This is a genomic window from Qipengyuania aurantiaca (assembly GCF_019711375.1).
GTDB classification, from domain to species: Bacteria; Pseudomonadota; Alphaproteobacteria; order Sphingomonadales; family Sphingomonadaceae; genus Qipengyuania; species Qipengyuania aurantiaca.
In genome coordinates, this window is record NZ_CP081295.1 from 2561058 (window position 1) to 2586486 (window position 25429).

Annotated in this window: 26 protein-coding genes and 2 tRNA genes; 17 read left to right on the forward strand and 11 right to left on the reverse strand. The window is 62.8% G+C overall.

The window, feature by feature from the left end; all coding sequences use genetic code 11:
• Window positions 1-99: 99 nt before the first annotated feature.
• Genes K3148_RS12475 through K3148_RS12485 form a run of 3 tightly spaced genes read left to right on the forward strand, consistent with a single transcriptional unit; the run spans window position 100 to window position 2572 of the window.
• On the forward strand, window positions 100-1683 hold the full coding sequence (locus tag K3148_RS12475; RefSeq protein ID WP_221425085.1) for a TadE/TadG family type IV pilus assembly protein: 1584 nt from the start codon (window positions 100-102) through the stop codon (window positions 1681-1683).
• Window positions 1680-2141, forward strand: a complete 462-nt coding sequence (locus tag K3148_RS12480; RefSeq protein ID WP_221425086.1) for a TadE/TadG family type IV pilus assembly protein — start codon at window positions 1680-1682, stop codon at window positions 2139-2141. Before K3148_RS12475 ends, K3148_RS12480 begins: the two co-directional genes overlap by 4 nt.
• The gene (locus K3148_RS12485; protein ID WP_221425087.1) at window positions 2138-2572 is read left to right on the forward strand and encodes a TadE/TadG family type IV pilus assembly protein; all 435 of its coding nucleotides are present in this window, start codon (window positions 2138-2140) and stop codon (window positions 2570-2572) included. Before K3148_RS12480 ends, K3148_RS12485 begins: the two co-directional genes overlap by 4 nt.
• Window positions 2573-2653: 81 nt before the next feature.
• Here the strand turns inward: K3148_RS12485 and K3148_RS12490 are convergent, their stop codons facing one another.
• From K3148_RS12490 to K3148_RS12500, 3 genes are all read right to left on the reverse strand, one after another.
• On the reverse strand, window positions 2654-4045 hold the full coding sequence (locus tag K3148_RS12490) for a pyruvate dehydrogenase complex E1 component subunit beta (RefSeq protein ID WP_221425088.1): 1392 nt from the start codon (window positions 4043-4045) through the stop codon (window positions 2654-2656).
• Between the two features lie 3 nt (window positions 4046-4048).
• Window positions 4049-5119: a pyruvate dehydrogenase (acetyl-transferring) E1 component subunit alpha gene (gene pdhA / locus K3148_RS12495; RefSeq protein WP_221425089.1), complete on the reverse strand. Its 1071-nt coding sequence runs from the start codon at window positions 5117-5119 to the stop codon at window positions 4049-4051.
• Between the two features lie 136 nt (window positions 5120-5255).
• Window positions 5256-5570: an FtsB family cell division protein gene (locus K3148_RS12500; RefSeq protein ID WP_221425090.1), complete on the reverse strand. Its 315-nt coding sequence runs from the start codon at window positions 5568-5570 to the stop codon at window positions 5256-5258.
• A gap of 171 nt (window positions 5571-5741) precedes the next feature.
• Between K3148_RS12500 and hppD the strand changes: the two genes are divergently transcribed.
• The 5 genes from hppD to K3148_RS12525 all read left to right on the forward strand — a co-directional run bounded on the left by hppD (window position 5742) and on the right by K3148_RS12525 (window position 10674).
• Window positions 5742-6863, forward strand: a complete 1122-nt coding sequence (gene hppD, locus K3148_RS12505) for a 4-hydroxyphenylpyruvate dioxygenase (protein WP_221425091.1) — start codon at window positions 5742-5744, stop codon at window positions 6861-6863.
• Window positions 6864-6984: 121 nt separating this feature from the next.
• Window positions 6985-7557 (forward strand): VOC family protein, encoded by a 573-nt coding sequence (locus tag K3148_RS12510; RefSeq protein WP_221425092.1) that lies wholly within the window; start codon window positions 6985-6987, stop codon window positions 7555-7557.
• Window positions 7558-7633: 76 nt separating this feature from the next.
• A complete protein-coding gene (locus K3148_RS12515; protein ID WP_221425093.1) occupies window positions 7634-8512 on the forward strand; it encodes a mechanosensitive ion channel family protein in 879 nt (292 codons plus the stop codon).
• Window positions 8513-8587: 75 nt separating this feature from the next.
• Entirely contained in the window at window positions 8588-9502 is a 915-nt protein-coding gene (locus tag K3148_RS12520) for a haloalkane dehalogenase (RefSeq protein WP_221425094.1), read from the forward strand.
• Window positions 9499-10674, forward strand: coding sequence for an MFS transporter (locus tag K3148_RS12525; RefSeq protein WP_221425095.1), 1176 nt, complete (start codon window positions 9499-9501; stop codon window positions 10672-10674). The genes K3148_RS12520 and K3148_RS12525 overlap by 4 nt, the downstream gene beginning before the upstream one ends.
• Window positions 10675-10794: 120 nt before the next feature.
• On the opposite strand, the gene K3148_RS12530 is transcribed toward K3148_RS12525, so the two are convergent.
• From K3148_RS12530 to grxC, 5 genes are all read right to left on the reverse strand, one after another.
• Window positions 10795-10871, reverse strand: a tRNA-Arg gene (locus K3148_RS12530).
• Window positions 10872-10909: 38 nt separating this feature from the next.
• Window positions 10910-11051: transfer RNA gene (locus K3148_RS12535), tRNA-OTHER, on the reverse strand.
• A 39-nt stretch (window positions 11052-11090) separates the two neighbouring features.
• On the reverse strand, window positions 11091-11558 hold the full coding sequence (locus tag K3148_RS12540) for a DUF1178 family protein (RefSeq protein WP_221425096.1): 468 nt from the start codon (window positions 11556-11558) through the stop codon (window positions 11091-11093).
• Window positions 11559-11565: 7 nt separating this feature from the next.
• Complete coding sequence (locus K3148_RS12545) at window positions 11566-12381, reverse strand: carbon-nitrogen hydrolase family protein (protein WP_221425097.1); 816 nt, start codon at window positions 12379-12381, stop codon at window positions 11566-11568.
• Window positions 12382-12645, reverse strand: coding sequence for a glutaredoxin 3 (gene grxC, locus K3148_RS12550; protein WP_221425098.1), 264 nt, complete (start codon window positions 12643-12645; stop codon window positions 12382-12384). It lies immediately after the preceding gene.
• A gap of 168 nt (window positions 12646-12813) precedes the next feature.
• Here grxC and K3148_RS12555 point away from each other — a divergent pair, with 168 nt between their 5' ends.
• Complete coding sequence (locus tag K3148_RS12555) at window positions 12814-13281, forward strand: Hsp20 family protein (RefSeq protein WP_221425099.1); 468 nt, start codon at window positions 12814-12816, stop codon at window positions 13279-13281.
• Window positions 13282-13662: 381 nt separating this feature from the next.
• On the opposite strand, the gene pyrG is transcribed toward K3148_RS12555, so the two are convergent.
• From pyrG to tpiA, 3 genes are all read right to left on the reverse strand, one after another.
• Window positions 13663-15297, reverse strand: coding sequence for a CTP synthase (gene pyrG, locus K3148_RS12560; RefSeq protein WP_221425100.1), 1635 nt, complete (start codon window positions 15295-15297; stop codon window positions 13663-13665).
• A 102-nt stretch (window positions 15298-15399) separates the two neighbouring features.
• Window positions 15400-15756, reverse strand: coding sequence for a preprotein translocase subunit SecG (secG, locus tag K3148_RS12565; protein WP_221425101.1), 357 nt, complete (start codon window positions 15754-15756; stop codon window positions 15400-15402).
• 85 nt (window positions 15757-15841) lie between these two features.
• Window positions 15842-16603: a triose-phosphate isomerase gene (gene tpiA, locus K3148_RS12570; protein ID WP_221425102.1), complete on the reverse strand. Its 762-nt coding sequence runs from the start codon at window positions 16601-16603 to the stop codon at window positions 15842-15844.
• A gap of 223 nt (window positions 16604-16826) precedes the next feature.
• Here tpiA and K3148_RS12575 point away from each other — a divergent pair, with 223 nt between their 5' ends.
• From K3148_RS12575 to moaC, 8 genes are all read left to right on the forward strand, one after another.
• Window positions 16827-18764 (forward strand): peptidylprolyl isomerase, encoded by a 1938-nt coding sequence (locus tag K3148_RS12575; RefSeq protein WP_221425103.1) that lies wholly within the window; start codon window positions 16827-16829, stop codon window positions 18762-18764.
• Window positions 18765-18772: 8 nt separating this feature from the next.
• Window positions 18773-20293 (forward strand): anthranilate synthase component I, encoded by a 1521-nt coding sequence (gene trpE, locus K3148_RS12580; protein ID WP_221425104.1) that lies wholly within the window; start codon window positions 18773-18775, stop codon window positions 20291-20293.
• Window positions 20290-21135 (forward strand): phosphodiester glycosidase family protein, encoded by an 846-nt coding sequence (locus K3148_RS12585; RefSeq protein WP_221425105.1) that lies wholly within the window; start codon window positions 20290-20292, stop codon window positions 21133-21135. Before trpE ends, K3148_RS12585 begins: the two co-directional genes overlap by 4 nt.
• A complete protein-coding gene (pip, locus tag K3148_RS12590; RefSeq protein WP_221425106.1) occupies window positions 21128-22087 on the forward strand; it encodes a prolyl aminopeptidase in 960 nt (319 codons plus the stop codon). Before K3148_RS12585 ends, pip begins: the two co-directional genes overlap by 8 nt.
• A gap of 176 nt (window positions 22088-22263) precedes the next feature.
• Window positions 22264-22878, forward strand: a complete 615-nt coding sequence (locus K3148_RS12595) for an anthranilate synthase component II (RefSeq protein ID WP_221426722.1) — start codon at window positions 22264-22266, stop codon at window positions 22876-22878.
• The gene (gene trpD, locus K3148_RS12600; protein ID WP_221425107.1) at window positions 22875-23867 is read left to right on the forward strand and encodes an anthranilate phosphoribosyltransferase; all 993 of its coding nucleotides are present in this window, start codon (window positions 22875-22877) and stop codon (window positions 23865-23867) included. The genes K3148_RS12595 and trpD overlap by 4 nt, the downstream gene beginning before the upstream one ends.
• The gene (gene trpC / locus K3148_RS12605) at window positions 23864-24649 is read left to right on the forward strand and encodes an indole-3-glycerol phosphate synthase TrpC (RefSeq protein WP_221425108.1); all 786 of its coding nucleotides are present in this window, start codon (window positions 23864-23866) and stop codon (window positions 24647-24649) included. Before trpD ends, trpC begins: the two co-directional genes overlap by 4 nt.
• 171 nt (window positions 24650-24820) lie before the next feature.
• The gene (gene moaC, locus K3148_RS12610; protein ID WP_221425109.1) at window positions 24821-25294 is read left to right on the forward strand and encodes a cyclic pyranopterin monophosphate synthase MoaC; all 474 of its coding nucleotides are present in this window, start codon (window positions 24821-24823) and stop codon (window positions 25292-25294) included.
• The last annotated feature ends 135 nt before the right edge of the window (window positions 25295-25429 follow it).

Here is a 25429-nt window from a genome sequence, read left to right on the forward strand (position 1 = left end):
CCACTCCTGGTGCATGAATAGAAAGGAACCCGCCTTTTATAAGGCACATTCGGATCGAACCGTTCGAGGGCAGTTGAGATTATGGGGCTTACCACATTCATGAAGCGGCTAAAGGCCGACACGAGCGGAAACGCTCTCATGCTGGTTGCCATGGGCGCACCGGTCCTGTTCGGATCGGCCGGTCTCGGCGTCGATATGGCGCAGTATTACCTGTGGAAGCGCGAGATACAGTATGCCGTTGATCAAGGCGCGCTGGCGGGCGCATGGGCGCGCGGCAACGGCGATACTGGCTATCAGTACAAGACTCGCGCCAGACAGGATTTCTACATCAATCTTTCGGAAACGAAGGACTATCTGCTCACGCATCGAATCGAATTAAAAGACCTCGATGGCACGGACGATAGCGTCTATATGCATGCCACGGTTTCTGCGAAACTTCCGTTCACCAATGTCGTGATTGGCGAAGGCATGACCATCGCCGTCCAGGCTCAGGCTGTTTGGGAAACTTCGCCGCAGTATACTGCCTGCCTTTATTCCTTGGACCCGACATCGCCCAAGACGATGTGGTTCCACGGCGACCCCACGGTTGACGCTGCGTGTGGTGTCGGCGCACGTTCGACAGCCGATGGCGCAATCGTTACCGATGGCGGCGGCGACCCGCAGAATATCAATTGGGTGGTTGCCGGCGGAACTATCGACGATAGCGCGGATGCCTTCGCCAACTCACAGGTCATCGAAAACTACGACGATATGCTCGACCCCTGGGAAGGCCTCTCGCCGCCCACCCCCTCGACCAACGCGAACAACGGCACGCTCGACTGCGGATCGAAAAATGCGCCGACCTGGACGGCCGACGTCACACAGACTGACAAGGTTTCGTACAAATATTATAGGGGCAAGAACAAAAACGCGGCCAAGGACGCCGGCGCGATCACCTACAATGGTGATGGTTCCATTCCTCCTTCGGAAACGACTTATGAAACCATTCAGGATGCTGAATTCACCAGGAAACCCCTTGATTACACGGGGCCTGCCGTAACGACCAGTCTTACGCAGATCGCCGGCAGCGGGCCGGACAAGATCTTCATCGAGAAGATCACGGTGTCCACATATGTGTACACCGACCTCGTCGATCTTACCGGTGCCGAAGTCGCCATCGGACCGGCAACCTATACAGGTTTCAATGTGACCTGCGACACCATCCTCGCTCCGGGTGTCTACACCATCAATGGCGGTGTATTTAAAGTAAACGCAGGCGTGAACCTGATCGGTACTGGCGTGATGTTCGTCCTGACCAATGGCGCACAGCTGGACATCAACGGCACCGGCCATGTCTATCTCACTCCAATGGATCAGCAGCAGCTGGTTACTCTCGCAGAGGTCAGCGCCGAAGACGCTGCGAAAATGGAAAACATGCTGATCTTCGAAGACCCCACCTCGCCGGGCTCTCAGAGCAGCAAAATCACCGGCGGCTCTGCCTTCGACCTCAATGGCATCGTGTACATGCCCAACAGCAGCGTCACGATGGCCGGCAACATGACCGCAACCGCGGAATGCCTGATGATCGCCAGCAAGACCCTCAAAATTGGTGGTACGGCCGATCTCACCACGCTTTGCCCCGTCGGCAGGACTCACGACGTCGTTGTCGGCGAAGGCCGCACCCGCGTGAGGCTTGTCCTGTGATCCGGCTCCTGCGCAAAGTGGCAGCGCTTCGCCGCGATGAAAACGGCGCGGTGGTAATCGAGACCGCGATCGTCCTCCCGGTGCTCGTGCTGATGGCACTGGGCGGGTTCGAGGTGAGCCGCATTGTCTCGCGCGAAAGCGAATTGCAGGCAGCCGTCGCGGAAGCCGCCGCAGTCGTGCTAGCAACCTTTCCGGAAGAGCAGGAAGAACTCGACCAAATCGAAAAGATCATCGAGACGTCGACAGGTCTCCCTCACGGCAAGGTTAGGCTTATAAAGAGGTATCGATGCAATGCGGATACTACACTGAAGTCCGATGTCACGGCTTGTCCGACTGGCGCCGTCATATCCGAAATCATTCAGATCAACATCTGGGACACCTATTATCCCATTTGGACCGAGTTCGGCGTCGGTAGGAAAGTGGGGTATAACATCATGCGAAGGGTTCAAATCTCATGATTTTGGAACAGCTGACGTCGCTGCGTGAAGACAAACGCGGTACCGCCATCATCGAATTCGCATTGCTGGCTCCTATTGTACTCGGACTGTTTTTCGGCATAATTCAGATCGGCATCTCGATGCAGGCCTATAATTCCATGCGCAGCGTAGCCTCTGACACGGCCCGCTATGCCGTGGTCGAGTACATGAACGAAAATACGATCAGCGATGCGACAATCGCCACCAAGGCGAAATCCATTGCGACAAGCGCACCCTACCTGATGAACAATTCCGTCGCGATCACAATAACCCCGGTCACGACGCCGCGGGTGCACGGTACGCATGAGAAGACGTTGCAAATCACCTACACGCCGCCCGATGTGCTGCCGTTCTTCAACTTCACCAGCAAGCAGATGAGCTATTCGCGTCCCATTTTCGTGATCGACGAGTGATCAAGTAGCAACAAATCACACGAAAAAGCCCGCCGCCGGAATGTCCAGCGGCGGGCTTTTTTGCTTTCCGCATGACAGCGATCAGTCGCGGTAGCAGACCTTCTTTACCGCCTTCACGATCCGCGGCGTGTCGATCAGCGCCAGCTTTTCGAGGTTTGCGGCATAGGGCAGCGGCACGTCTTCGTCGCACACGCGGGTGACCGGGGCATCGAGATGGTCGAAGCCGTCCTCCATGCAGATCGCGACGATTTCCGAAGCGATCGAGCAGGTCGGCCAGCCTTCCTCGGCAATGACCATGCGGTTGGTCTTCTTGAGGCTTTCGAGCACCGTTTCCTTGTCCAGCGGACGCAGCGTGCGAAGGTCGATGACCTCGGCGTCGATGCCTTCGTCCGCCAGTTGCTCGGCCGCTTCCAGCGCAAGGCCGACGGCAATCGAGTAGGCGACGATGGTGACGTCCGCACCTTCGCGCACGATCCGCGCCTTGCCGATGGGCAGCACGTGATCGTCAAGCTCGGGCAGCTCGAAGCTGCGGCCGTAGACCAGCTCGTTCTCGAGGAAGACCACCGGATCCTCGCAGCGGATGGCCGCCTTCATCAGGCCCTTGGCGTCATAGGCATCATAAGGCGCGATGACGATCAGGCCGGGGACGCTGGCGTACCAGGGGCCGTAGTTCTGGCTGTGCTGCGCGCCGACGCGGCTCGCCGCCGCATTGGGGCCGCGGAACACGACTGGGCAACGCATCTGGCCGCCGGACATGTAGTTGGTCTTGGCCGCCGAGTTGATGATGTGGTCGATCGCCTGCATGGCGAAGTTGAAGGTCATGAACTCGACGATCGGACGCAAGCCGCCCATCGCCGCGCCCGTGCCGATTCCGGCAAAGCCGTACTCAGTGATCGGCGTATCGATCACGCGCTTGGGGCCGAATTCGTCGAGCAGGCCTTGCGTCACCTTGTAGGCGCCCTGGTACTGGGCAACTTCCTCGCCCATCACGAAGACACGTTCGTCGCGCCGCATTTCTTCGGCCATGCCGTCACGCAGAGCCTCGCGAACGGTGATGGTCTGCATGTTGGTGCCGTGCGGAATCTCGGGGTCCTTCACGCCCGACTTCTTGGCCGGCTTGGCGATTTCCGCCTCGCTGCCCGCGCCCGATGCATCGGGACAACCGACGTCCTTGCCCTCGCCCGGCACATCGTCGACCGGTGCGGCAGCCGCGGCATCGGAGACATCCTCGCCCTCGCCCGCCAGCATCGCGATTACCGTCCCGACCGCGACATTCTCGGTCCCTTCGGCAACGAGGATCTTGCCCAGCGTGCCTTCGTCGACCGCTTCGAATTCCATCGTCGCCTTGTCGGTCTCGATCTCGGCGATGATGTCGCCGATCTCGATCGTGTCACCTTCCTGCTTGAGCCATTTGGCGAGCGTGCCCTCTTCCATGGTGGGCGACAGGGCAGGCATCTTGAGTTCGATAGCCATGGCTCAGTACTCCTCCACCAGGACGTCGGTGTAGAGTTCGCTCGGATCCGGCTCGGGCGAGTTCTCGGCGAAATCCGCCGCTTCGCTCACGACCTTGCGGATGCCCTTGTCGATGGCTTTCAAGTCTTCCTCGCTATTGCCCTGTTCGATCAGGATCTTTTTCAGGCCCTCGATCGGGTCCTTGTGTTCCTTGACGTCCTGCACTTCCTCGCGCGTGCGGTACTTGGCCGGATCGGACATGGAGTGGCCGCGATAGCGGTAGGTTTCGCATTCCATGAGCACCGGGCCACGGCCCTCACGCACATGCTTGAACGCGATCTCGGCCGCCTGGCGCACTTCGAGCACGTCCATGCCGTTGACCTTCATGCCTGGGATGCGGAACGCGGTGCCGCGGCGGTAGAACTCGGTTTCGGCCGAGCTGCGGCTGACCGCTGTGCCCATCGCGTACTGGTTGTTTTCGATGACGAAGACGATCGGCAGCTTCCACAAGGCCGCCATGTTGAACGTCTCGTAGACCTGGCCCTGGTTGGCCGCGCCGTCACCGAAGTAGGCGAGGCACAGGCCGCCATCCTCGTTGTACTGATGCGCGAGCGCCAGCCCGCCACCAAGCGCGACCTGCGCGCCGACGATGCCGTGCCCGCCGTAGAACTTATGCTCGGTCGAGAACATGTGCATCGACCCGCCCTTGCCCTTGGAGATACCGGCTTCGCGCCCGGTAAGCTCGGCCATGATGACCTTGGGATCGATACCGTAGGCGAGCATGTGGCCATGGTCGCGATAGCCGGTGATCACGCTGTCGAGCTTCTCGGTCAGGGCGGACTGGAGGCCGACGGCAACCGCTTCCTGTCCGATATAGAGATGGCAGAAACCGCCGATCAGGCCGAGGCCATAAAGCTGGCCAGCGCGTTCCTCGAAACGGCGGATCAGCAGCATCTGCTCGTAGAAGTGGCGTAGCTGGTCGCCCGAAGCGTCGTACCGCTTGTACTTTTCGAGCTCTTCCTGGAGCGAATGGAGCGCGAAATCGGGGTTTTCCGAGGGGCTGCGCGGGGCTTCTTTCTTGGGGGCCTTGGCCAAAACGTATCGTCCCTTTTCCTGTCGGGAAATTCTCTCGCTGCGCCTATAGGCACAGCGTTACGGGCAGCGCAACACGATGCGGTGCCTGCATACGAAAACCTTACGGAAAAGCGGGGGTTCCGAGCCGTTCAGCCCGTCAGTCGTCGATCTTGATCACGACTTCGTCGGGGTGGACGACGTTGAGCTGGCTGCGCAGCAATTCGCCCACCATATCCGGATCGGCATGATCCGGGTGTAGCAGCGCCACCTTGTTCTGGAGCGCGGCGCGTTCCTTCTGTAGCGTTTCGAGCTGGGCCTTGCGCTGATCGAGCAGGCGCAGGTTCTCGCTCCACGCGAGAAGGCCCGAAGGTCCGGCCATAGCGAGGCCGCCGAGCGCAAGCATGACGACGAGCGCAGCGTTCTGCGTCGTCTTCTGCTTTCGCACACCGTCGATTCTGTGGCCCCGCCTCATGTTTCCACAGAATCACAGTTAACACGGTTGCGCAAGGGGATTTGTCTCCGTGTCCCACCGGCTTGCGACGGACGGAACCGCCTCATCTGCCAAGCCGTTGAAACCTTGACAGTGGCCGAAGTGCGGCCTAACTGGTTTCCATTGAAACTAATTGCCAGTCAGAGGATTTCCATGCCCGACCTTTTCGAAAACCCCATCGGCCTCGACGGCTTCGAATTTGTCGAATTCTGCGCGCCAAAGAAAGGCGTCATCGAACCGGTTTTCGAAGCCATGGGCTTCATCAAGGTTGCCACGCACCGCTCCAAGGACGTGGACCTGTGGCGCCAGGGCGGCATCAACCTCATCCTCAACTACGAACCGCGCAGCGCAGCCTGGTATTTTGCGCGCGAGCATGGTGCCTCGGCTTGCGGCATGGGCTTCCGCGTCCGCAACGCCAAGGAAGCGTATGAGGAGCTGCTCAAGCGCGGGGCAGAGCCGGTCAGCGTCGAAACCGGCCCGATGGAACTGCGCATCCCCGCCATCCGCGGTATAGGTGGCGCGATCGTCTATCTGATCGACCGCTATGCCGAGCAGGGCGAAGAGGGCCTGTCGATCTATGACATCGACTTCGAATATCTCGACGGGGTCGAAAAGTGGCCGGTCGGCGCGGGTTTCAACGTGATCGATCACCTGACGCACAACGTCTACAACGGGCGCATGAAGTACTGGGCGGATTATTACGAAACGCTCTTCAACTTCCGCGAAATCCGCTTCTTCGACATCAAGGGCGAGTATACCGGCCTGACGTCGAAGGCGCTCACCGCACCCGACGGCAAGATCCGTATTCCGCTCAACGAAGAAGGCGAAGGCGGCAAGGGCCAGATCGAGGAGTTCCTCAAGGAATTCAACGGCGAAGGCATCCAGCACATCGCCCTGATCTGTGACGATCTCATCAAGTGCTGGGACAACCTCAAGGAACTGGGTGTTCCTTTCATGACCGCCCCGCCCGAGACCTATTACGAGATGTTGTCCGAGCGGCTGCCCGGCCATGGCGAGAATGAGAACGAACTCAAGGCGCGCGGCATTCTGATGGACGGCACGACCGAAGGCGGCACCCCTCGCCTCCTCCTGCAGATCTTTGCCGAGGCGCAGGTCGGCCCGGTCTTCTTCGAATTCATCCAGCGCAAGGGTGACGACGGCTTCGGTGAAGGCAACTTCAAGGCGCTGTTCGAAAGCATGGAACGTGACCAGATCAAGCGCGGCGTGCTTAGCGTGGAAGATGCCAAGTCGGTCGAAGCGGAGCCGGCAGAGTAGTCCTGAGGATTTTTCCGTTCGTGCTGAGCTTGTCGAAGCACCGCTCTTCCTTTGAGAGCGACGGTTCAGAAGAAGTACGGCCCTTCGACAAGCTCAGGGCGAACGGATGAGAGGTTTTGAAATGACCGATCAGGCATCACACCCCGTAAAGCTGGGCGGCGTCCACCACGCCGCCTACCGCTGCAAGGACGCGAAAGAGACCGTCGAGTGGTACGGCAAGGTCCTGGGCATGGACTACACCACGGCCTTCGCCGAGGACCACGTGCCGTCCACCGGGGAATACGATCCCTACATGCACGTCTTCCTCGACGCGGGTAACGGCAACATCCTCGCCTTCTTCGAACTGCCCAACCAGAAGGACATGGGCCGCGACGAGAATACGCCGCAGTGGGTCCAGCACCTCGCGTTCAAGGTCGACAGCGAGGACGAACTCCTAGCTGCCAAGGACCATGTCGAGAGCCTCGGCATCGACGTCCTCGGCCCGACGCATCATGGAATCTTCAAGTCGATCTATTTCTTCGACCCGAACGGCCACCGCGTGGAACTCGCCACCGACATCGGCACTGACGAGCAGTATGCGGAGCTTAAGCGCGTGGCTCCCTTGATGCTGGAAGAATGGAGCGAGACCAAGAAGGCCCCGCGCCATGCCGACTGGCTGCACGAACTGGCTCGCAAGGAACACGGTCAGGGCTAACGCCCGTTAACCGCCAATTTCTGCGCTTTTGGAACCCGCTGCGGTGCACAACGTTGCTCCGCAAAGGGAGCCTTGCGTGAATTACATCCAGACCTTGCGTGAACAGCTGCAATCCATGGGCGAAGGGTTCATCGAATCCTTGCCCAGTATCGCGATCGCGCTGTTCATCATCCTGCTGACGTGGATCATTGCCCGGTTCGCCGTGCGCATTTCCGACATGATCGTCGGCCGGACAGAAATCCGCGCCAGTCTGAAGGCGCTGGTCGATACGGCGGTCCGCCTCACCATCTGGGTACTCGGTCTCTTCATCGCGGCCGTCGTGGTGATGCCCGACCTGACGCCCGCCAGCCTGCTCGCAGGCCTCGGCATTGGCGCGGTCGCCATCGGTTTTGCCTTCCAGGACATCTTCGAGAATTTCTTTGCCGGCATCCTCATCATGCTGCGCGAGAAGATGCAGATCGGCGATATCATCGAATGCGAGGGTATCACCGGCAAGGTCGAGCACATTACCCTGCGCGAAACGCATGTCCGCAAATTATCGGGCGAACTGACGGTCGTACCCAACTCGATCCTGTTCAAGAACCCGGTCGAGATCCTGACCGATGTCGAACAGCGACGGCACGATGTGGTGGTGGGCGTTTCCTACGATACCAATCTCGACCACGCCGCCGACGTGATCCGCCGCGCGGTGGAGAATGTCGACGACGTGCTCGCCAGCAAGGGCATCGACATTTTTGCGCAGGAGTTCAACTCCAGCTCGGTCGATTTCCTCGTGCGCTGGTGGGCTGGTTCCTCGCCCCGTTCGGGCTGGGAAAGCAAGGACAAGGTGGTTCGGGCGATCAAGGCGGCGCTCGACGATGTCGGGATCGAGATCCCCTTCCCCTATGTCACCCACACTTTCAAGGAAACGGTGCCGGTCAGCCAATTGGGTGACAGCAGCAAGCGCACGCCCTAAGGGTTGCAAACAGAAACGGGAATCGCGCGTGGCCATTGCCTGTCCGCGCTCCCGTGCAACCGGGGAGAGACGGCCATGGACATCCTTCGCACACCGGCAGAGCGCTTTGACGACATTCCCGACTATCCCTTCGCGGAGAACTGGTTCGAGGTCGACCTCGGCAACGGGCAGACAGCACGCCAGCACTATGTCGACGAAGGGGACAAGGGCGCCCCGCCCGTCCTTCTGTTCCATGGCGAGCCGAGCTGGTCCTTCCTCTATCGCAAGATGATCCCGATCTTGGTCGACGCGGGGTTCCGCGTGCTCGCGCCCGACCTCATCGGTTTCGGCAAGAGCGACAAGCCCGACGACATCGCTTTCTTCACCTACGAGCTTCATGTCGACTGGCTCAAGCAATGGCGCAACGCGGTCGAACCGCGTCCTGCGGCGCTGTTCTGCCAGGACTGGGGCGGCTTGCTGGGCCTGCGCATGGTGGCGCACGATCCCGACCTCTTCGACTGCGTCGTCGCCAGCAACACCTTCCTGCCCGCAGGCGGCACGCCCTCACAGGCCTTCCTCGCCTGGCGCGAGTTTGCGCGCTCTTCGCCCGATTTCCGCATCGGTCCGCTGCTCGACCGCGCTACCCAGACGCCGCTGACCGAGGCCGAAATCGCCGCTTATGACGCGCCCTTTCCTGACGAGCCATCGAAGGCCGCAGCGCGCGCCTTCCCTTCGCTCGTTCCCGTCGAGGATGGCATGCCGGGCGTGGCCGAGAACAAGGCCGCCTGGCCCGCGCTCGCCGCGTTCGACAAGCCGTTCCTCACGCTTTTTGGCGACGAGGACCCGATCACCAAGGGCAGCGAGAAATTCCTGATCGACCGGATCGAAGGCGCCGCCGGGCTCGACCATCGCACACTCAGCCCCTGCGGCCATTTCTGCCAAGAAGACCAGCCCGAAGCGCTGGCACAGGGTGTGATCGACATGGCGCGCAAGGCAGGCCACCTCGCGTGACCACAGCCTCGCGGCTGACCGCGACACAGGAATACTCGCTCGCCTTCGCCGCCGCGGTGGTGACCGCGAACGCCTATTACATCCACCCGATCATCGGAGACGTAGCGGCGCATTTCGGGGTCAGCGAGGCGCGGATCGGGCTGGTCCCGGCGCTGAACCAGATTGCGCTGGCCGTTGGGATCCTCTTGCTCCTGCCGCTGGGGGACCGTTATTCGAACCGCCGCCTGACGATCCTTTTCGCAAGCGGGCAGACCATTTCGCTGGCCATCATGACACTCGCCCAGAGCTTCGTCGGCTTTACGGCGGGCTCGACGCTGCTCGGCTTCTTCACCATCGCGCCCTACCTCCTTCCCGCCTACGCCTCGAAGCGGGTCGCGCCGGAGCGGCTTGGCCATGTCACCGCCCTGCTGACCGCCGGAGTAATTCTCGGCATCCTTATCGCACGGGTCGGTGCCGGCTGGGTGGCCGAGCATTACGGCTGGCGCCTAGTCTATTGGATTGCCACCGGACTGATGCTCGCCGTCACCCTCGCCCTGCCCCGGCTGATGGAAGGCGGCGAGCGGGACCGCGGCGGCGAGAGCTACTGGGCGCTTGTCTTCTCGGTATTTGCCTTGGCGCGCCGCCATCGCGAAGTCCTGCTGTCCGGCGCGATTCAGGCACTGAATTTCGCACAGTTCATCGCCCTGTGGCTGGCGTTGGCGCTTTACCTGACGGCCCCGCCACTCGGTTACGGGACGGACGTCGTCGGCTATCTTGCCGCCATTGCGGCGGTGAGCATTCTGTCCACCCCGCGCCTCGGCCGCTGGGCCGACCGGATCGGCGCCCGGCGCGCGCGCTTCGTTTTCGCCTGCATCCAGCTTGTGGGCATCGCGCTCTTCTGGCCGCTCGGCGGATCGCTCTGGGGGATAATCATCCCCCTCGTCATCGTAAACCTCGTCGGACCCGGGATCGACGTGACCGGTCGCATGACGTTCCTCTCGCTCGAGCCTGATCTCAGGACCCGTCTGACAACGGTCTATATCGTCCTGATGTTCATCGGCGGCGGCATCGGCAGCATCGGGGGAACGGCGGTCTACGGCAGATTCGGCTGGGCCGGTGTCTGCATCGCGCTCACGGCCTCTTCGGCATTGCTGACCGTGCTGTGCTGGGTGGCTGCCAAGAAGGGGAAGTAGGTGGTGCGCCCGACAGGATTGGCGCCTGCGGCGCCGTCTTCGCTTCGCTCCGACTCCGAACGAGGCACGAGCCTGAATGGGTAGACCACACGAGGCGGCCCTTTACAGGACCGCCTCGTGTGGTGTCCCCGACAGGATTCGAACCTGTGGCCTTCGGATTAGGAATCCGACGCTCTATCCGACTGAGCTACGGGGACTTACCAAGGACGCCATAAGGTGAGGACATTTGGCTTGCAACGCCCGACAGGATTGTCCTCCACTGCGTTCCCGACGCCTTCGTACTGCGTCCTTCGGCTCCGAACCTGTGGCCCCCAGATTAGGGAAGCGAAGCTGACCGAAGGTCTATCTGGTGCTCTATCCGACTGAGCAACGGACGCCCCGGGCACGCTGTATAGCGACTTGAAGTGAGGTGACAATCAGTTGAGTTCGTCGGGTTCGGCGATCGGGAAAAGGATTGGGGCGACGGAAATGCCTTCTGCTGCCAGGTCTTCGGCTTCCTTGCGGGTGGCCTTGCCGTGGATCGGTGCTTCGGCCTTCTCGCCGTAATGCTGCGAGCGCGCTTCGTCGGCGAACTTCTCGCCGACATAAGTACTGCTTTTCAACGCCTTGGCCTGCGCTTTTGCCAACTGCTTGAGCGCCTTTTCCACCTCGGGCGGCATGGGCGCGTTGGAGAGCTGGGTCTCCTTCGCAGTAGGGACTTTCGCCTCGACCGTATTGCCCTTCGCCGGAACCGCCGGAGCCATGGGCGCCTTGCCAACAGTCTTGCTGCCGCATTCCGGGCAGTCGACAAGGCCACGCGCCCGCTGGCTGTCATAGTCGGCGGAGGAGCCGAACCAGCCTTCGAAACGGTGGCCGTCGTCGCAGTGGAGGTCGTAGACGATCATCGGCGCGCTAATTGGCGATTTCGCGGCGATTGGCAAGGCTCGGGACCTGGGCGCGCACTTCCGCGATCCGCGCGGTGTCGATTTCGGCGCAACCGAGGCCTGCGCCCTCGCCTCCCATGTCGAGGCCAATTTCGCCCCAAGGGCCAACGACGAGGCTGTGGCCGTATGTCCGCCGCCCGTCCTCATGCTCGCCCACCTGCGCGGCGGCGATGACATAGGCGCTCGCCTCGATCGCGCGGGCGCGCTGGAGGACGTGCCAATGCGCCTCGCCGGTAGGCACGGTGAAGGCGGCCGGTATCGCGATGGCGTCGCAGCGCGCCCTACCGAGCGCTTCGAACAGCGCAGGAAAGCGCAAGTCGTAGCAGACCGCCAGGCCCAATCTGCCAATCGGCGTTTCGACCGTCACCACCTTGTCTCCCGCGCGATAGGCGTTGGACTCCCGCCAGCTCTCGCCGCTGGCAAGATCGACGTCGAACATGTGGATCTTGTCGTAGCGCGCCATGATTTCCCCGGCAGGGTCGATGACGAAGGACCGATTAGCCCACTTGCCCTCGCCCGTATCGATGGCGAGCGAGCCAAGGCAGGTCCAGACGCCCTCTTTCGCGCAGGCTTCGCGAACCCGCGCCAAGACGCGATCGTCCTCCTCGCGCTTGATCGAAGCGGCAGCACGTTTCCGGTCGCGGTCGAGCAGGCCTGACATTTCGGGCGTGAACAGTATCGCCGCGCCCTCGCCTGCCGCCTTGGTGACGGCGTCAGCGATAGCGTTGCCATTGGCCACGGGATCGATGCCCGTGGTCATCTGCAGGACGGCGATGCGGGTCATTCAGCCTGCGAGAAGCGCGTCGAGCTTGCCGGCCCGCTCCAGCGCGGCGAGCTCGTCCGATCCGCCGACATAGGTGTCGCCGATGAAGATCTGCGGCACCGTGCGCGCCTCTGGTGCACGCTCGAGCATCTCCTCGCGCATGGGGCCGCCCATGGTGATGTCGTGCTCGTGGTAGTCTGCACCCTTCTCGTCGAGCAGGCGCTTGGCGCGGAAGCAATAGCCGCAGCCGAACTTGGTGTAGATGTCGATATGAGGCTGGCTCATGGGAATTCCTTGTTGTCTCGGCGGGTGTGGATAGGGCCACGTCCACCGGCTTGAAAGCGTTTTTCGAGCGCCTATCTTGGTCCTGTCGTCACACGCAGTGGCGGCGTGGGAGTGCCGGTTTCGGGCTCCCGTTACATATTCAAATTGCTCACTGGAGGATTTGTTTCGATGAACCGTTTTGACACCACCCCCTATCGCCGTTCGACCGTCGGCTTCGACCGCCTGTTCGACCTGATGGAACGCCAGGCGCGCAACGCCGGGGGCGACAATTACCCGCCGTTCAACATCGAGCGCCGCGACGAGGATGAGTACCGCATCACTCTCGCCGTCGCCGGGTTCCGTGCGGAAGACCTCGACATTACCGCCCAGCAGAACCTGCTGGTGATCCAGGGACGCAAGCGCGACGACCAGCCCGAAGGTGAGATGCTGCATGTCGGCATTGCCAACCGCGGCTTCGAGCGCCGCTTCGACCTTGCCGACTACGTTCGCGTCGAGAACGCAGACCTCAAGGACGGCATGCTCGTGATCGACCTCGTGCGCGAAGTGCCCGATGCGATGAAGCCCAAGAAGATCGCAATCGGCGGCGCGAAGACGCTGGAAATCGTCAAGGACGACGACGACACCGCCGCGGCCTGATTTCAAGGCTTCGATAACAGAAAAGGGCGGCACCCCAGGCGGGTGCCGCCCTTTTTCGTGACCACTCAAAAGGAAAGGGGGTGGAGCCCTAAGGCACCACCCCCGCGACGACTAGCGCCGCCAAGCCTCGGATTCGGCCGTCCGGGTCGCAGAAGACGACCGGGTTCGAGGCAAGCCCCACCGCTTGCGCGAAGCGTTTAATCCTTGCTCCTCAACGGCTTTTGCCCGCTGAGTCGAGACTTTCCTGCCGCAATAATGTCAAAAGATAAACCCGCGCGCAGACCGTTGCAGGAAGCAACCTGTCGCGTTTTTACAAGCTCGCCAGCACGAACCTAACGATTACAGGTGTTTACCCGAGGGGAGCGCGCGGGAAAAAAATTTTCAGACGAGGCGCGCCTGTTCGAGTGCCGCTCCAATAAAGCCTGCAAACAGGGGGTGCGGGTCGAACGGTTTGGACTTCAGTTCGGGGTGGAACTGCACGCCCACGAACCAAGGATGGTCGGGGCGCTCGACGATCTCGGGCAGCAATCCATCGGGCGACATGCCAGAGAAAATCAGGCCCTGCTTCTCGAGCGGCTCGATATATTTGCCGTTCACCTCGTAGCGATGGCGATGGCGTTCGGAGATGTCGGTCTGGCCGCCGTAGATCGACGAAACATGGCTGTTTGCCGCGAGCTTCGCGTCATACGCGCCGAGGCGCATGGTCCCGCCAAGATCCCCGCCCGCTTCGCGGGTCTGGAGACCTTCTTCGGTCATCCATTCGGTGATGATGCCGACCACCGGTTCTTCGGTGCTGCCGAACTCGGTCGAGCTCGCCTTGTCGAAGCCGGCGTTGCGCGCGCCTTCGACGCAGGCCATCTGCATGCCGAGACAGATGCCGAGGAAGGGCACCTTGCGTTCGCGAGCGAAGCGCACGCTGGCGATCTTGCCCTCGCTGCCACGCTCGCCGAACCCGCCGGGGACGAGGATGCCGTGCATCGGTTCGAGCTGGGCGGCGATATCCGCATCGCTCTGCTCGAAGACCTCGGCGTCGATCCACTTGATGTTGACCTTGACGCGGTGCGCCATGCCGCCGTGAACAAGCGCTTCGTTGAGCGACTTGTAGGCGTCCTGCAGGCCGACATACTTGCCGACGACGCCGATGGTGACCTCGCCTTCGGGGTTCGAGTGGCGGTCGACCACATCGTACCAGCGCGAGAGGTCCGGTTCGGGCGCATCGGTGATGCCGAAGCCGCGCAGGACCTCGGTGTCGAGTCCTTCCGCGTGGTACTGCAGCGGGACCGAATAGATGGAGGGTGCGTCGAGCGCAGGAATGACGGCTTCCTTGCGCACGTTGCAGAAGTTGGCGATCTTCTGACGCTCGCCATCGGGAATGGGGTGTTCGGCGCGGCACAGCAGCACATCGGGCTTGATGCCGAGGCTGGCCAATTCGCGTACCGAGTGCTGCGTCGGCTTGGTCTTCAGTTCGCCTGCCGCAGCAATGTAGGGCACCAGCGTAACGTGGACGCTGAGCGACTGCATCGGCTCGAGCTCGTTCCTCAGTTGGCGGATGGCTTCCATGAAGGGCAGGCTCTCGATGTCGCCCACCGTGCCGCCGATTTCGCACAGGATGAAATCGTGATCGTCCTGGCCGGCGAGCGCGAATTCCTTGATCGCGTCGGTCACGTGCGGGACCACCTGCACGGTCGCTCCGAGATAGTCGCCGCGGCGTTCCTTGGCGATGATCTGCTGGTAAACCCGGCCGCTGGTAATGTTGTCGCCTTGGTGCGCCGAGACGCCGGTGAAGCGCTCGTAATGGCCGAGATCGAGGTCGGTTTCCGCCCCGTCGTCAGTCACATAGACCTCGCCGTGCTGATACGGGGACATCGTGCCCGGATCGACATTGAGGTAGGGGTCGAACTTACGAATGCGGACCTTGTAGCCACGCGCCTGGAGGAGGGCAGCGAGCGATGCTGCCATGAGACCTTTGCCAAGCGAGGAGACCACGCCGCCGGTGATGAAAATATACCGCGCCATGGGAGTCGGGCCTTAAGCGTGCGTGTTGAGTCGGCGCAAGGGAAAAGGCGCGCAAAAAGGCGCGCCATCCACAAGCGCTAGCGAAATGGGAAGCCGGAAGGCTTATTCGGCGAGCGGGTCGTCGTTGGGTGCGGGCGCTTCTGCAGGAGCTGCGGGAGCCGCCGGGCCGCCGAGCGGATCGCTTTCCACCGGGGTAACGTTGCGATCAAGCGTCGATTCGATCATGGTCGAGCCTACGCCTTCCACCGCCATGGCAGCCAGCGCGATCGAAAGCGCCACGAACAGCACGGCCAGCCACTTGGTCGAACGGGTCAGGAAGTCTGCCGCGCCGCGTGCGCTCAGCATCCCGCTGGGGCTGCCGCCGATCCCGAGACCGCCGCCTTCGCTGCGCTGCATCAGGATGACGGCGATAAGGGCTGCTGCGACAATCGCCTGGACGACGGTGAGGAAGACGAACATGGACTGGTTACTCTATCGCTGGAATTTCGTGGGCTGCATCTAGGCGCAGCGCGCGTTCAGGGCAAGCTTGGCCCGGATCGGATGGTCAGGCCTCTTCGGTTTCCGACGCGGCGACCACGATGCCGAGGAAGCTTTCCGCCGAAAGGCTTGCCCCGCCGACGAGCGCGCCGCCGACTTCGGGAAGCGAGAGGATTTCCTTCGCGTTATCGGGCTTGACCGAACCGCCGTAAAGGATGCGCACCTGGGCGGAGGTCTCCTCTCCATAGGTCTCGTCGAGAAGGCCGCGAATCGCCTTGTGCATCTCTTCAATGTCCTTGGGCGTCGCAGTCTTGCCGGTGCCGATGGCCCAGACGGGCTCATAAGCCACCGTCAATCGCTCGGCGGCGTCTTCGATCTTGGGCAGGCTCGCCTTGAGCTGCTTCAGCACGAAGTCGACCGCATCGCCTTCGTCGCGGGTCTTCAACGTCTCGCCGCAGCACAGGATGATGCGCAGGCCAGCTTCGAGCGCGCTTTCGATCTTGGCGTTGATTTGCTTGTTGGTCTCGCGGTGGTCCGCGCGGCGCTCGCTATGGCCGAGGATGACGAACTTGGCGCCGGCGTCGGCAACCATGCTGGCGGAGATGTCACCGGTATGCGCGCCGTCTTCACCGGCATGGCAATCCTGAGCGCCAATGCCGATCTGCTCGGCTTCGCGGTGGACAGCGTGGATCAACGTGTAAGGAGGCGCCACGGCCACTTCGGCCTTCATGTAACGCTGCGCCGCACGGTCGATCGCGCGCGCTTCCGACAGCATGGCGCGCGTGCCGTTCATCTTCCAATTGCCAACGATGTAGGGCCGTTCGGCCATAGAGTTTTCTTCCTGTCGTTAATCGGTGCGCAGCGAGGCGCCTATATAGGGCGTGCGTCGCGTCCCGCTAGACGTGGTTTGATATTAGGTCAAAAGCCGAAGCGACCTGTTGCGGCGAGGCCGCATGGCGGATAAAGCGCGCTGCTCAAACCGGCGATGCGCGATTGTCCCGCCATGGGAACGCGGCGCGCCCTAAGCATAAGAAAAGGCCTTCTCGCAAGCCATGCTCACCTTTTTCCGGAATTTCTTCAAAACGAAGATCGGTCTGGCGATCGTCCTCGCCTTCCTCGGCCTGATCGCCTTTGCCTTTGCCAGCATGGACGTCTCCAACACCGGCGCGTTCGGCGGCGTTGCCGGCGGAGACAGCGTGGCCGTTGTCGGCGATCACAAGATCGGCACGGCGGAATTCAACCAGGCGATGGATGACGAACTGCGCCGCGCGCGTCAGGAAAACCCCGAAGCCACGATGCAGACCCTGATTGCCGAAGGCGCCATCGATCGCGTGCTCGACAATCTGATCGACCGCTACGCGCTTCTCGCATGGTCCGAAGAGAACGGCTATCGCGCCGGTGACAATCTTTTGAACAGCGAAATCCGCACCATTCCGGCTGCACGAGGGCCTAGTGGGAATTTCGACGAGGCCGCCTATGCCGCTTTCCTGCGCAACAACAATCTGACCGACAGCATGCTGCGCCAGCAGCTGCGTACCTCGCTCTATTTCCGCCAAGCCGTCTTTCCCGGCATCTATGGCGCCCAGCTGCCGGATTCGATCGCGCGGACATACGCGCGAAGCTTCAAGGAACGCCGTTCGGGGTCGATCGCCACCATCTCGGCAGCTCTCTTTGCTCCGCAGGGCGATCCGACTACCGAACAGCTCAACGCCTTCTACACGGAAAATCGCGCACGTTTCGTTCGTCCGGAACGCCGCACCTTGCGCTATACCACCTTCGACAGCGCGGCGCTGGGTGACAGCATCAATCCCACCGATGAAGAGATCGCCGCCTACTACCGCGACAACGCGGAGGAATATGCAGCGCGGGAAACCCGCAGCTTTACCCAGCTGATCGTCCCCACGCGCGAAGGCGCCGAAGCGCTTGCCGCACGTGTCCGTGGCGGCGAGAGCTTTGCCCAGGCAGCCAGCAGCTCCGGCTTGCGCACGACGCAGCTTGAAGGCCGCGAACGCGCGCAAATCCGCTCTTCTGCTTCGGCCGCAGTCGCCGACGCCTATTTCTCCGCGGCCGAGGGCGCGGTCACGACGCCGGCGCGCAGCTCGCTCGGCTGGCATATCGCCCGCGTCACCTCGGTGAACGAGCAACCGCAGCAGTCGCTTGCCGATGCGCGCGCATCGATCGTAGAAACGCTGAGCGAAGAAAAGCGCCAGCGTGGCATCGCCGAACTCGCCGTCAGCATCGAAGACCGCCTTTCGGACGGCGCTTCGCTTACCTCGATCGCATCGGAGCTGAGTCTCGAACTGACGACGACCCCGCCGATCACCGCCTCGGGCCAGTTCTATGGTACGCCTGGCCGCATTCCCCAGCTGCTCGCCCCCGCTCTGGAGTTCGCGTTCCAGATTGACGAAGGCGAGCCCGAAATCGGGGCGCTGGCCGATCAGGAAACCTTCATCCTCTACGAGGTGGCGGACATCGAACCTTCCGCGGCGGCTCCGCTGGCAGAAATTCGCGACGAGGCCATCGCCGAATGGCGTCGCGTGCGCGGTGACGAAGGCGCCGAAGCCGCTGCCGACCGCATTCTTAAGCGCGTGGAAGGCGGGGCCAGCCTCGCCGAGGCCGTAGCGGCCGAAGAGAAGGCGATTTCTGCCCCGCAACAGGTCAATTTCAGCCGCGAAGAGCTTGCACGGATGGGCAACAACAGTGTTCCGGCCCCGGTCGCGCTAATGTTCGGCATGGCGCAAGGCACGGCCAAGAAGCTTGAAGGCTCTCGCGATCAGGGCTGGTACGTGGTCGACCTCGACACAATCACTCTTGAAGAACTGGAAGAGAACGACCCGCTCATCGGGCAGGCGAAGAACCAGGTCGCGCAGGCGTGGAGCAATGAGTACGGCACGCAGTTGATCGCTGCCATGCGCGCTAGCCTCGGTGTCGAACGCAACGAGGAAGCGATTGCGGCCGTGCGCCGCCGCCTCCTCGGCGAAGCCAACTGAGGCCCCGCTTGGCCGGCCCGCTGGAAGGTCGCGCGCAGGCCCTTGAGGCGCTGGGTAAGGTGCGCCCTGCCCTCGTCTGGAGGAAGGTTGTTGCGGATACTGTCACCCCGGTAGGAGCGGCTTTAAAGCTGATCGTCGAGGGACGAGGCGACTTCCTGCTTGAATCGGTCGAGGGTGGCGAGGTGCGCGGGCGTTACAGCCTGCTTGGCCTCGATCCGGACCTGGTGTTCCGCGCGCAGGGCGACAAGGCCGAGATCAATCGCGAGTGGCAGCGGAATCGCGGTGCCTTTGCCGAGAGCGATGATGGCGCGCTCGCGGCCATGCGGTCGCTGCTGGAGGAATGCCGGATCGATGTGCCCGAAGGCCTGCCGCCGGCGCTGGCGTGCCTTGTCGGCTTCTTCGGGTATGAGACCATCGGACTGGTGGAGAAACTGCCGCGCCCCGACCAGCAGGCTCTCGATGTCCCGGACATGCTGTTTGCACGCCCGACGCTGGTGCTGGTCTTCGACAGTTTGAAGGACACGCTCTTCTGCATCGCCCCGCTCTGGCCCGGCAAGGGCGAGCCGGAGGCGCAGATCGCCGCCGCGGAAGAACGGATCGACACCGCACTGGCGCGGCTCGACGGGGCGCTCGAACGCGGCGAGACCCACCCGGACGTCGCACAGGCGCCCCTTCCCGAACCCTCGCCAGTGATGGACGAAGCCGACTATGCGGCCATGGTCGCCCGCGCCAAGGACTATATCACGGCAGGCGACATCTTCCAGGTCGTGCTCTCGCAGCGGTTCACAGCACCTTTCGGTCTGCCACCGATTGCGCTTTATCGCGCGCTGCGCCGGGTGAATCCTTCGCCCTTCCTCTATTTCCTCGACCTGCCCGGTTTTGCCGTAGTCGGTTCAAGTCCCGAAATCCTCGTGCGCGTGCGCGATGGTGAGGTCACGGTCCGCCCGATCGCAGGCACGCGCCCCCGCGGGACCAACGCCGAGGAAGACCGCGCGGCGGAAGCCTCGCTGCTAGCCGACCCCAAGGAACGCGCGGAGCACCTGATGCTGCTCGACCTCGGGCGCAACGACGTGGGCCGGGTCGCTTCGAGCGGCAGCGTCACCGTCACCGACAGTTTCGCGGTCGAGCGATACAGCCACGTGATGCATATCGTCAGCAATGTCGTCGGTGAGCTGGACCCGTCGAAGGACGCCATCGACGCGATGTTCGCAGGCTTCCCCGCCGGCACGGTTAGCGGCGCGCCCAAGGTGCGGGCCTGTGAGATCATCGCCGAACTCGAACCGGCGACACGCGGCCCCTACGCCGGCGGCGTCGGCTATTTCGCGCCCGACGGTTCGCTCGACAGCTGCATCGTCCTGCGCACGGCCGTGGTGAAGGACGGCACGATGCATGTGCAGGCCGGCGCCGGGATAGTCGCCGACAGCGATCCCGCCTATGAACAACGCGAGTGCGAAGCCAAGGCCGGCGCGCTCTTCGCAGCAGCTCGCGAGGCAGTCCGCCTCGCCCAGGAACCCGGTTACGGACAATGAAATACGCTTTTCTCGCCCTTCCCCTGCTTGCCCTCACCGCATGCGAGCCCGCGCCCGAGGGCGAGCCGGTCACGCGCACCCGCATCGACGGTCAAGCCGGCCCGCCTGCGCCCGCGCCTGCCGCAAGTGAAACCGCTTCGGGCACCACGCAGGTCGAAAGCGCCTGCCGTTCGATCATTTTCGAGGACACCCCTCTCACCCATTGCCTCGCGAGCCCCGCGCGGCACCGGGTTGCCATGGACCTCGGTCCTTCTGGCGGCGAGCCCTATCGCAGCCTCTCCGCCTTATCGCGCGCTCGTGAGGGCGCAGGCATCGCGTTTGCCATGAACGCAGGGATGTTCGACGAGGAGGGCAAGCCCATCGGCTATTACGTCGAAGGCGGCGAGCGCCTCCAGACGCTCAACACCGCCGATGGCGAGGGCAATTTCCACATGGCGCCAAACGGAGTGTTCTTCGGCACGGGCGACACGTGGGAAGTCCGCAGCACCGAGGACTTCCTTGCCAATGTGCGCGAAAGGCCCGACTTCGGCACGCAATCGGGGCCGATGCTGGTGGTCGATGGCAAGCTTCACCCCGAAATCTCGCATGACGGGGAAAGCCGCCTCGTACGCAACGGCGTTGGGGTGGACGAGAAGGGGCGCGCCCATTTCGTCATCTCGAATGCCGCGATCAGCTTTGGCAAGCTCGCGCGCTTCTATCGCGACGAACTCAACGTGAAAAACGCGCTCTATCTCGACGGTAATGTCTCGGGCCTCTGGAACCCGGCGACCGACCGCCTCGACACCGGCGCACCGATCGGCCCCATCGTGGTCGTCGAGAAAAAGGGACAATCCGATGATTGAGTATGAGCGCGGCCTTTATCCGGAGATCGAACCCTACGAGACCGGCATGCTCGACGTCGGCGACGGCCACTCGCTCTATTACGAGCGCGTCGGCACGCCGGGCGGCAAGCCCGCGGTGTTCCTCCACGGCGGACCGGGTGGCGGCATGTCGCCCAGCCACCGCCGCCAGTGGGACCCGGAGCTCTACGACGTCCTTCTCTTCGACCAGCGCGGCTGCGGCAAATCGCTCCCCTTCGCCGAGATCGAGCACAACGACACCTGGCGTATCGTCGAGGATATCGAGAAGCTGCGGGCGATGTGCGGCCACGAGAAATGGCAGGCGTTCGGCGGCAGCTGGGGCGCGACCCTCGCCCTTGCCTACGCCCAGACCCATCCGGAGCGCGTGAGCGAGATCGTCCTGCGCGGCGTGTTCCTCGCCCGGCAAAAGGAAAAGGACTGGCTCTACACCTACGGCGCGTCCGAGATCATGGCCGAGCAGTGGGACGATTTCGCCGGCCTCATCCCCGAGGAAGAGCGCGGCAATCTCGTCCAGGCCTATTACGACCGCCTCACCAGCGACGACGAACCCACCCGCCTTGCCGCCGCGCGCGAATGGTCGCTGTGGGAAGGCAATGTCGCTACGCTGCTGCCCGACGAAGAACTGCTCGACAGCTTCGGCGATCCGGCCAAGGCCGTCCCCTTCGCCCGCATCTGCGCCAAGTTCTTCCTGCAGGACTTCTTCTTGGAAGAAGCGCAGCTCCTGAAGAACGTCGACAGGATCAAGCATATTCCCGGCATCATCGTGCAGGGACGTCACGACATCTGCACCCCGCCCACCTCGGCATGGGAGCTGAAGAAGGCGTGGCCCGAGGCCGAGCTGTGGATCGTCCACGATGCGGGCCATTCGGCGGGCGAACCGGGCATTATCGACGGCCTCGTGCGCGCGACCGACAAGCTGGCGGGTAAAGCCTGAACACCCCCGCCGTTCGCCCTGAGCTTGTCGAAGGGCCGTACTTCAGCTTCAAGATCATTTCGGTAAAGAAGGACGGTGCTTCGACAAGCTCAGCACGAACGGATTGAAGCAGATTCTCGCGGGGAGAAGCTTTGCTTGCTTGATAGCTGCGTTCGTGAAAGCCATTGACCGAATTAATGACCGCCAACCGATCCATCCTCGTCATCGACAATTACGACAGCTTCACCTTCAACCTGGTCCATTACCTGATGGAACTGGGGGCTGAGGTGGAGGTGGTGCGTAACGACACTATCACCGCCGGAGAAGCGCTGGCCAAGGACGCGGCGGGATACCTCATCTCGCCCGGCCCCTGCACACCCAACGAAGCGGGGATCAGCCTCGACCTCGTGGCGGCCTGCGCGGAGGCGAAGAAGCCGCTGCTCGGCGTATGCCTCGGTCACCAGTCGATCGGGCAGCATTTCGGCGGCCGGGTGGTGCGCGGCGGGCTGATGCACGGCAAGACCAGCGATCTCACTCATGACGGCACCGGTGTCTTTGCCGGGCTGCCCTCCCCCTATACGGCGACGCGCTACCATTCGCTCGTGGTCGAGGACATTCCCGACTGCCTCGTGGTCAACGCCACCAGCAAGACACCCGGTCTCGACGGCTCGAGCGTGATGGGCTTCCGCCACCGCGACCTGCCCATCCACGGGGTCCAGTTCCATCCCGAGAGCATCGCCACCGAGCACGGCCACGCCCTCCTCGCCAATTTCCTCGAACTGTGCGGGATTGCAACCAAGGTGCCAGCATGAAGACGCTTCCCTCCGCCGACACCCATCTCACCGAAAGCGACGCGCACGAGATTTTCGGCTGGATCCTCGACGGCGAAACGAGTGACGAGGAGATCGGTCGCTTCCTCGTCGAAATGTCCGCCCGCAGCGAGACTTCGGAGGAAATCGCCGGAGCCGCACGGGCCTTGCGCGAACGGTTGATCCCCATCGATGCACCCGATGGCACGGTCGATTGCTGCGGCACCGGCGGCGACGGGCACCACACGCTCAACGTCTCGACGGCAGTCAGCCTGCTGGTCGCGGCGTCCGGCGTGCCGGTGGCGAAGCATGGCAACCGTGCCGCCAGCTCCAAATCGGGCGCGGCGGACACGCTGGAAGCGCTCGGTCTCGATATGGAAGCGGCGGGAAGAACCGCCGAGAAGACACTGAACGAACTGGGTATTTGCTTCCTCTTCGCCAAGAACCACCACCCGGCCATGGGGCGTATCCAGCCCATTCGCCAGAAGCTGGGCATGCGCACGATCTTCAACCTGATGGGGCCGCTGTCGAACCCCGCTGGCGTCACCCGCCAGCTCATCGGCATCGCGCGTCCGGCCTATGTGCCGATCTACGCGGCGGCCAAGGCGAAACTCGGCACCGAGCGCACCTTCATCGCCTCGGGCGACGAGGGGCTGGACGAACTCAGCCTCGCAGGCGGCAACGAGCTTGCCGACGTGGCGGGCAATGATTTCGAGATGCGCCGCGTCGTTGCGGTGCAGGCCAACCTGCCGCACGCGCCGGTCGAGGCGATCCGCGGCGGCGATCCCGCCCATAACGCCAAGGCCCTCGAAGCGCTGCTGATGGGCGCGCCCGGCCCCTATCGCGACGCCGTCCTGTTCAACACCGCCGCAACCCTGATCGTTGCCGGCAAGACCAGCGACTGGACTGAAGGCGCCGAAATGGGCGCCGAGGCGATCGATTCCGGGAGGGCCAAGCAATTGCTCGCCGACTGGATTGCGCTGGCCAAATGAACAAGCTCGAGCAGATTTGCGCGACCAAGCGCGAGGAAGTGGCCGCGCGCAAGGCCGAACGCAGCCTTGCCGACCTCGAAGGGCTGGCCAGCGAACAGAGTGCCCCGCGCGCCTTCCTTGCCGCGCTGGAGCAAGCGCAGGGCGCGGGCTTCGGCCTGATCGCGGAGATCAAGAAAGCCTCGCCCTCCAAGGGCCTCATCCGTCCCGACTTCCAGCCCGCGGATCACGCGCGCGCCTATGCGGCAGGCGGTGCTGCCTGCCTTTCGGTCCTGACCGACGCGCCCTATTTCCAGGGCCACGAAGATTACCTGATCGCGGCGCGGGCTGCCTGCGATCTTCCCGTGCTGCGCAAGGATTTCATGGTCGATCCCTGGCAGGTCACCGAGGCGCGCGCCATCGGGGCGGATGCGATCCTGATCATCGTGGCCGCGATCGACGACACGCAGATGGCAGAGATCGAAGCGGCTGCCTTCGAGCAGGGAATGGACGTGCTGGTCGAGGTCCATGACGCCATGGAACTGGAGCGCGCGACGCGATTGAAGTCACGCCTTCTCGGGGTGAATAACCGCAATCTCAAGACCTTCGAGACTGATCTTGCCACGACGGAGGAACTTGCACGGCTTGCTCCGACCGATCGCTTGCTGGTTGGGGAAAGCGGTATCTTCACGCACGACGATTGCCAGCGGCTCGCCCGTTCGGGCGTGCGGAGCTTCCTCGTCGGCGAAAGCCTCATGCGGCAGGACGATGTCGAGGCGGGAACTCGCCGCTTGCTCGAAGGCTGATGCCCTGTCCTACCGTGGGAAACTGTGGCATGCAGTGGCCATGAACTCGATCTCCAGACACTCATTGGCGGCGGCAGAAGGCTCGCAAAAGCACCTTGCCGCGACGGTGAAGTTTTCTTCGCCAGGACCGTGCTCCATGCGCTCCATCGTTCAGCTTTACGGGGTCGTTCGATGAACAGACTTACTCATCTCGACGAGAACGGCGCGGCGCGCATGGTTGACGTGAGTGCAAAGCCCGAAACCGAGCGTACGGCCACGGCCGAGGGGCGGATTCGGATGCGGACCGATGCGCTCGAGGCGATGCTCGCTGGCGATGTACCCAAGGGCGATGCCCTCGCCACGGCACGGATTGCCGGCATCATGGCCGCCAAGAAGACCGGCGAACTCATCCCGCTTTGCCATCCTCTCGGGCTGGAAAGCGTGACCATCGAGTTCGAGCGCGAATCGGACGCGATCCGCGTCACCGCCAAGGCCGGATTGATCGGAAGGACCGGTGTCGAAATGGAGGCAATGACCGCCGCCAGCGTCGCTCTGCTCACGCTCTACGACATGGGCAAGGCGCTCGATCGCGGTATGGTGATCGAGGGTGTCCGCCTCCTTGCCAAGAGCGGCGGCAAGTCCGGCGAATGGCGCGCAGCGGACTGAAACGGGAACGCCTGTTCTTGCCCAACTGCCTCCAAAACGGCGGGATTGCTTGACTTGGCAGAAATGGTTGCCTAATTGTTCCACATTCGTTCACAGGGTTGTGAACAGATAATGTGACAAGGACCATGGGGAGAA

Coding starts and splice junctions, on each gene's coding strand:
- K3148_RS12475 (WP_221425085.1), top strand. CDS start 100: ATGAAGCGGCTAAAGGCCGACACGAGCGGAAACGCTCTCATGCTGGTT.
- K3148_RS12485 (WP_221425087.1), top strand. CDS start 2,138: ATGATTTTGGAACAGCTGACGTCGCTGCGTGAAGACAAACGCGGTACC.
- K3148_RS12490 (WP_221425088.1), bottom strand. CDS start 4,045: ATGGCTATCGAACTCAAGATGCCTGCCCTGTCGCCCACCATGGAAGAG.
- K3148_RS12500 (WP_221425090.1), bottom strand. CDS start 5,570: ATGAGGCGGGGCCACAGAATCGACGGTGTGCGAAAGCAGAAGACGACG.
- hppD (WP_221425091.1), top strand. CDS start 5,742: ATGCCCGACCTTTTCGAAAACCCCATCGGCCTCGACGGCTTCGAATTT.
- K3148_RS12510 (WP_221425092.1), top strand. CDS start 6,985: ATGACCGATCAGGCATCACACCCCGTAAAGCTGGGCGGCGTCCACCAC.
- K3148_RS12520 (WP_221425094.1), top strand. CDS start 8,588: ATGGACATCCTTCGCACACCGGCAGAGCGCTTTGACGACATTCCCGAC.
- K3148_RS12540 (WP_221425096.1), bottom strand. CDS start 11,558: ATGATCGTCTACGACCTCCACTGCGACGACGGCCACCGTTTCGAAGGC.
- K3148_RS12545 (WP_221425097.1), bottom strand. CDS start 12,381: ATGACCCGCATCGCCGTCCTGCAGATGACCACGGGCATCGATCCCGTG.
- grxC (WP_221425098.1), bottom strand. CDS start 12,645: ATGAGCCAGCCTCATATCGACATCTACACCAAGTTCGGCTGCGGCTAT.
- K3148_RS12555 (WP_221425099.1), top strand. CDS start 12,814: ATGAACCGTTTTGACACCACCCCCTATCGCCGTTCGACCGTCGGCTTC.
- pyrG (WP_221425100.1), bottom strand. CDS start 15,297: ATGGCGCGGTATATTTTCATCACCGGCGGCGTGGTCTCCTCGCTTGGC.
- secG (WP_221425101.1), bottom strand. CDS start 15,756: ATGTTCGTCTTCCTCACCGTCGTCCAGGCGATTGTCGCAGCAGCCCTT.
- tpiA (WP_221425102.1), bottom strand. CDS start 16,603: ATGGCCGAACGGCCCTACATCGTTGGCAATTGGAAGATGAACGGCACG.
- K3148_RS12575 (WP_221425103.1), top strand. CDS start 16,827: ATGCTCACCTTTTTCCGGAATTTCTTCAAAACGAAGATCGGTCTGGCG.
- K3148_RS12585 (WP_221425105.1), top strand. CDS start 20,290: ATGAAATACGCTTTTCTCGCCCTTCCCCTGCTTGCCCTCACCGCATGC.
- pip (WP_221425106.1), top strand. CDS start 21,128: ATGATTGAGTATGAGCGCGGCCTTTATCCGGAGATCGAACCCTACGAG.
- K3148_RS12595 (WP_221426722.1), top strand. CDS start 22,264: ATGACCGCCAACCGATCCATCCTCGTCATCGACAATTACGACAGCTTC.
- trpD (WP_221425107.1), top strand. CDS start 22,875: ATGAAGACGCTTCCCTCCGCCGACACCCATCTCACCGAAAGCGACGCG.
- trpC (WP_221425108.1), top strand. CDS start 23,864: ATGAACAAGCTCGAGCAGATTTGCGCGACCAAGCGCGAGGAAGTGGCC.
- moaC (WP_221425109.1), top strand. CDS start 24,821: ATGAACAGACTTACTCATCTCGACGAGAACGGCGCGGCGCGCATGGTT.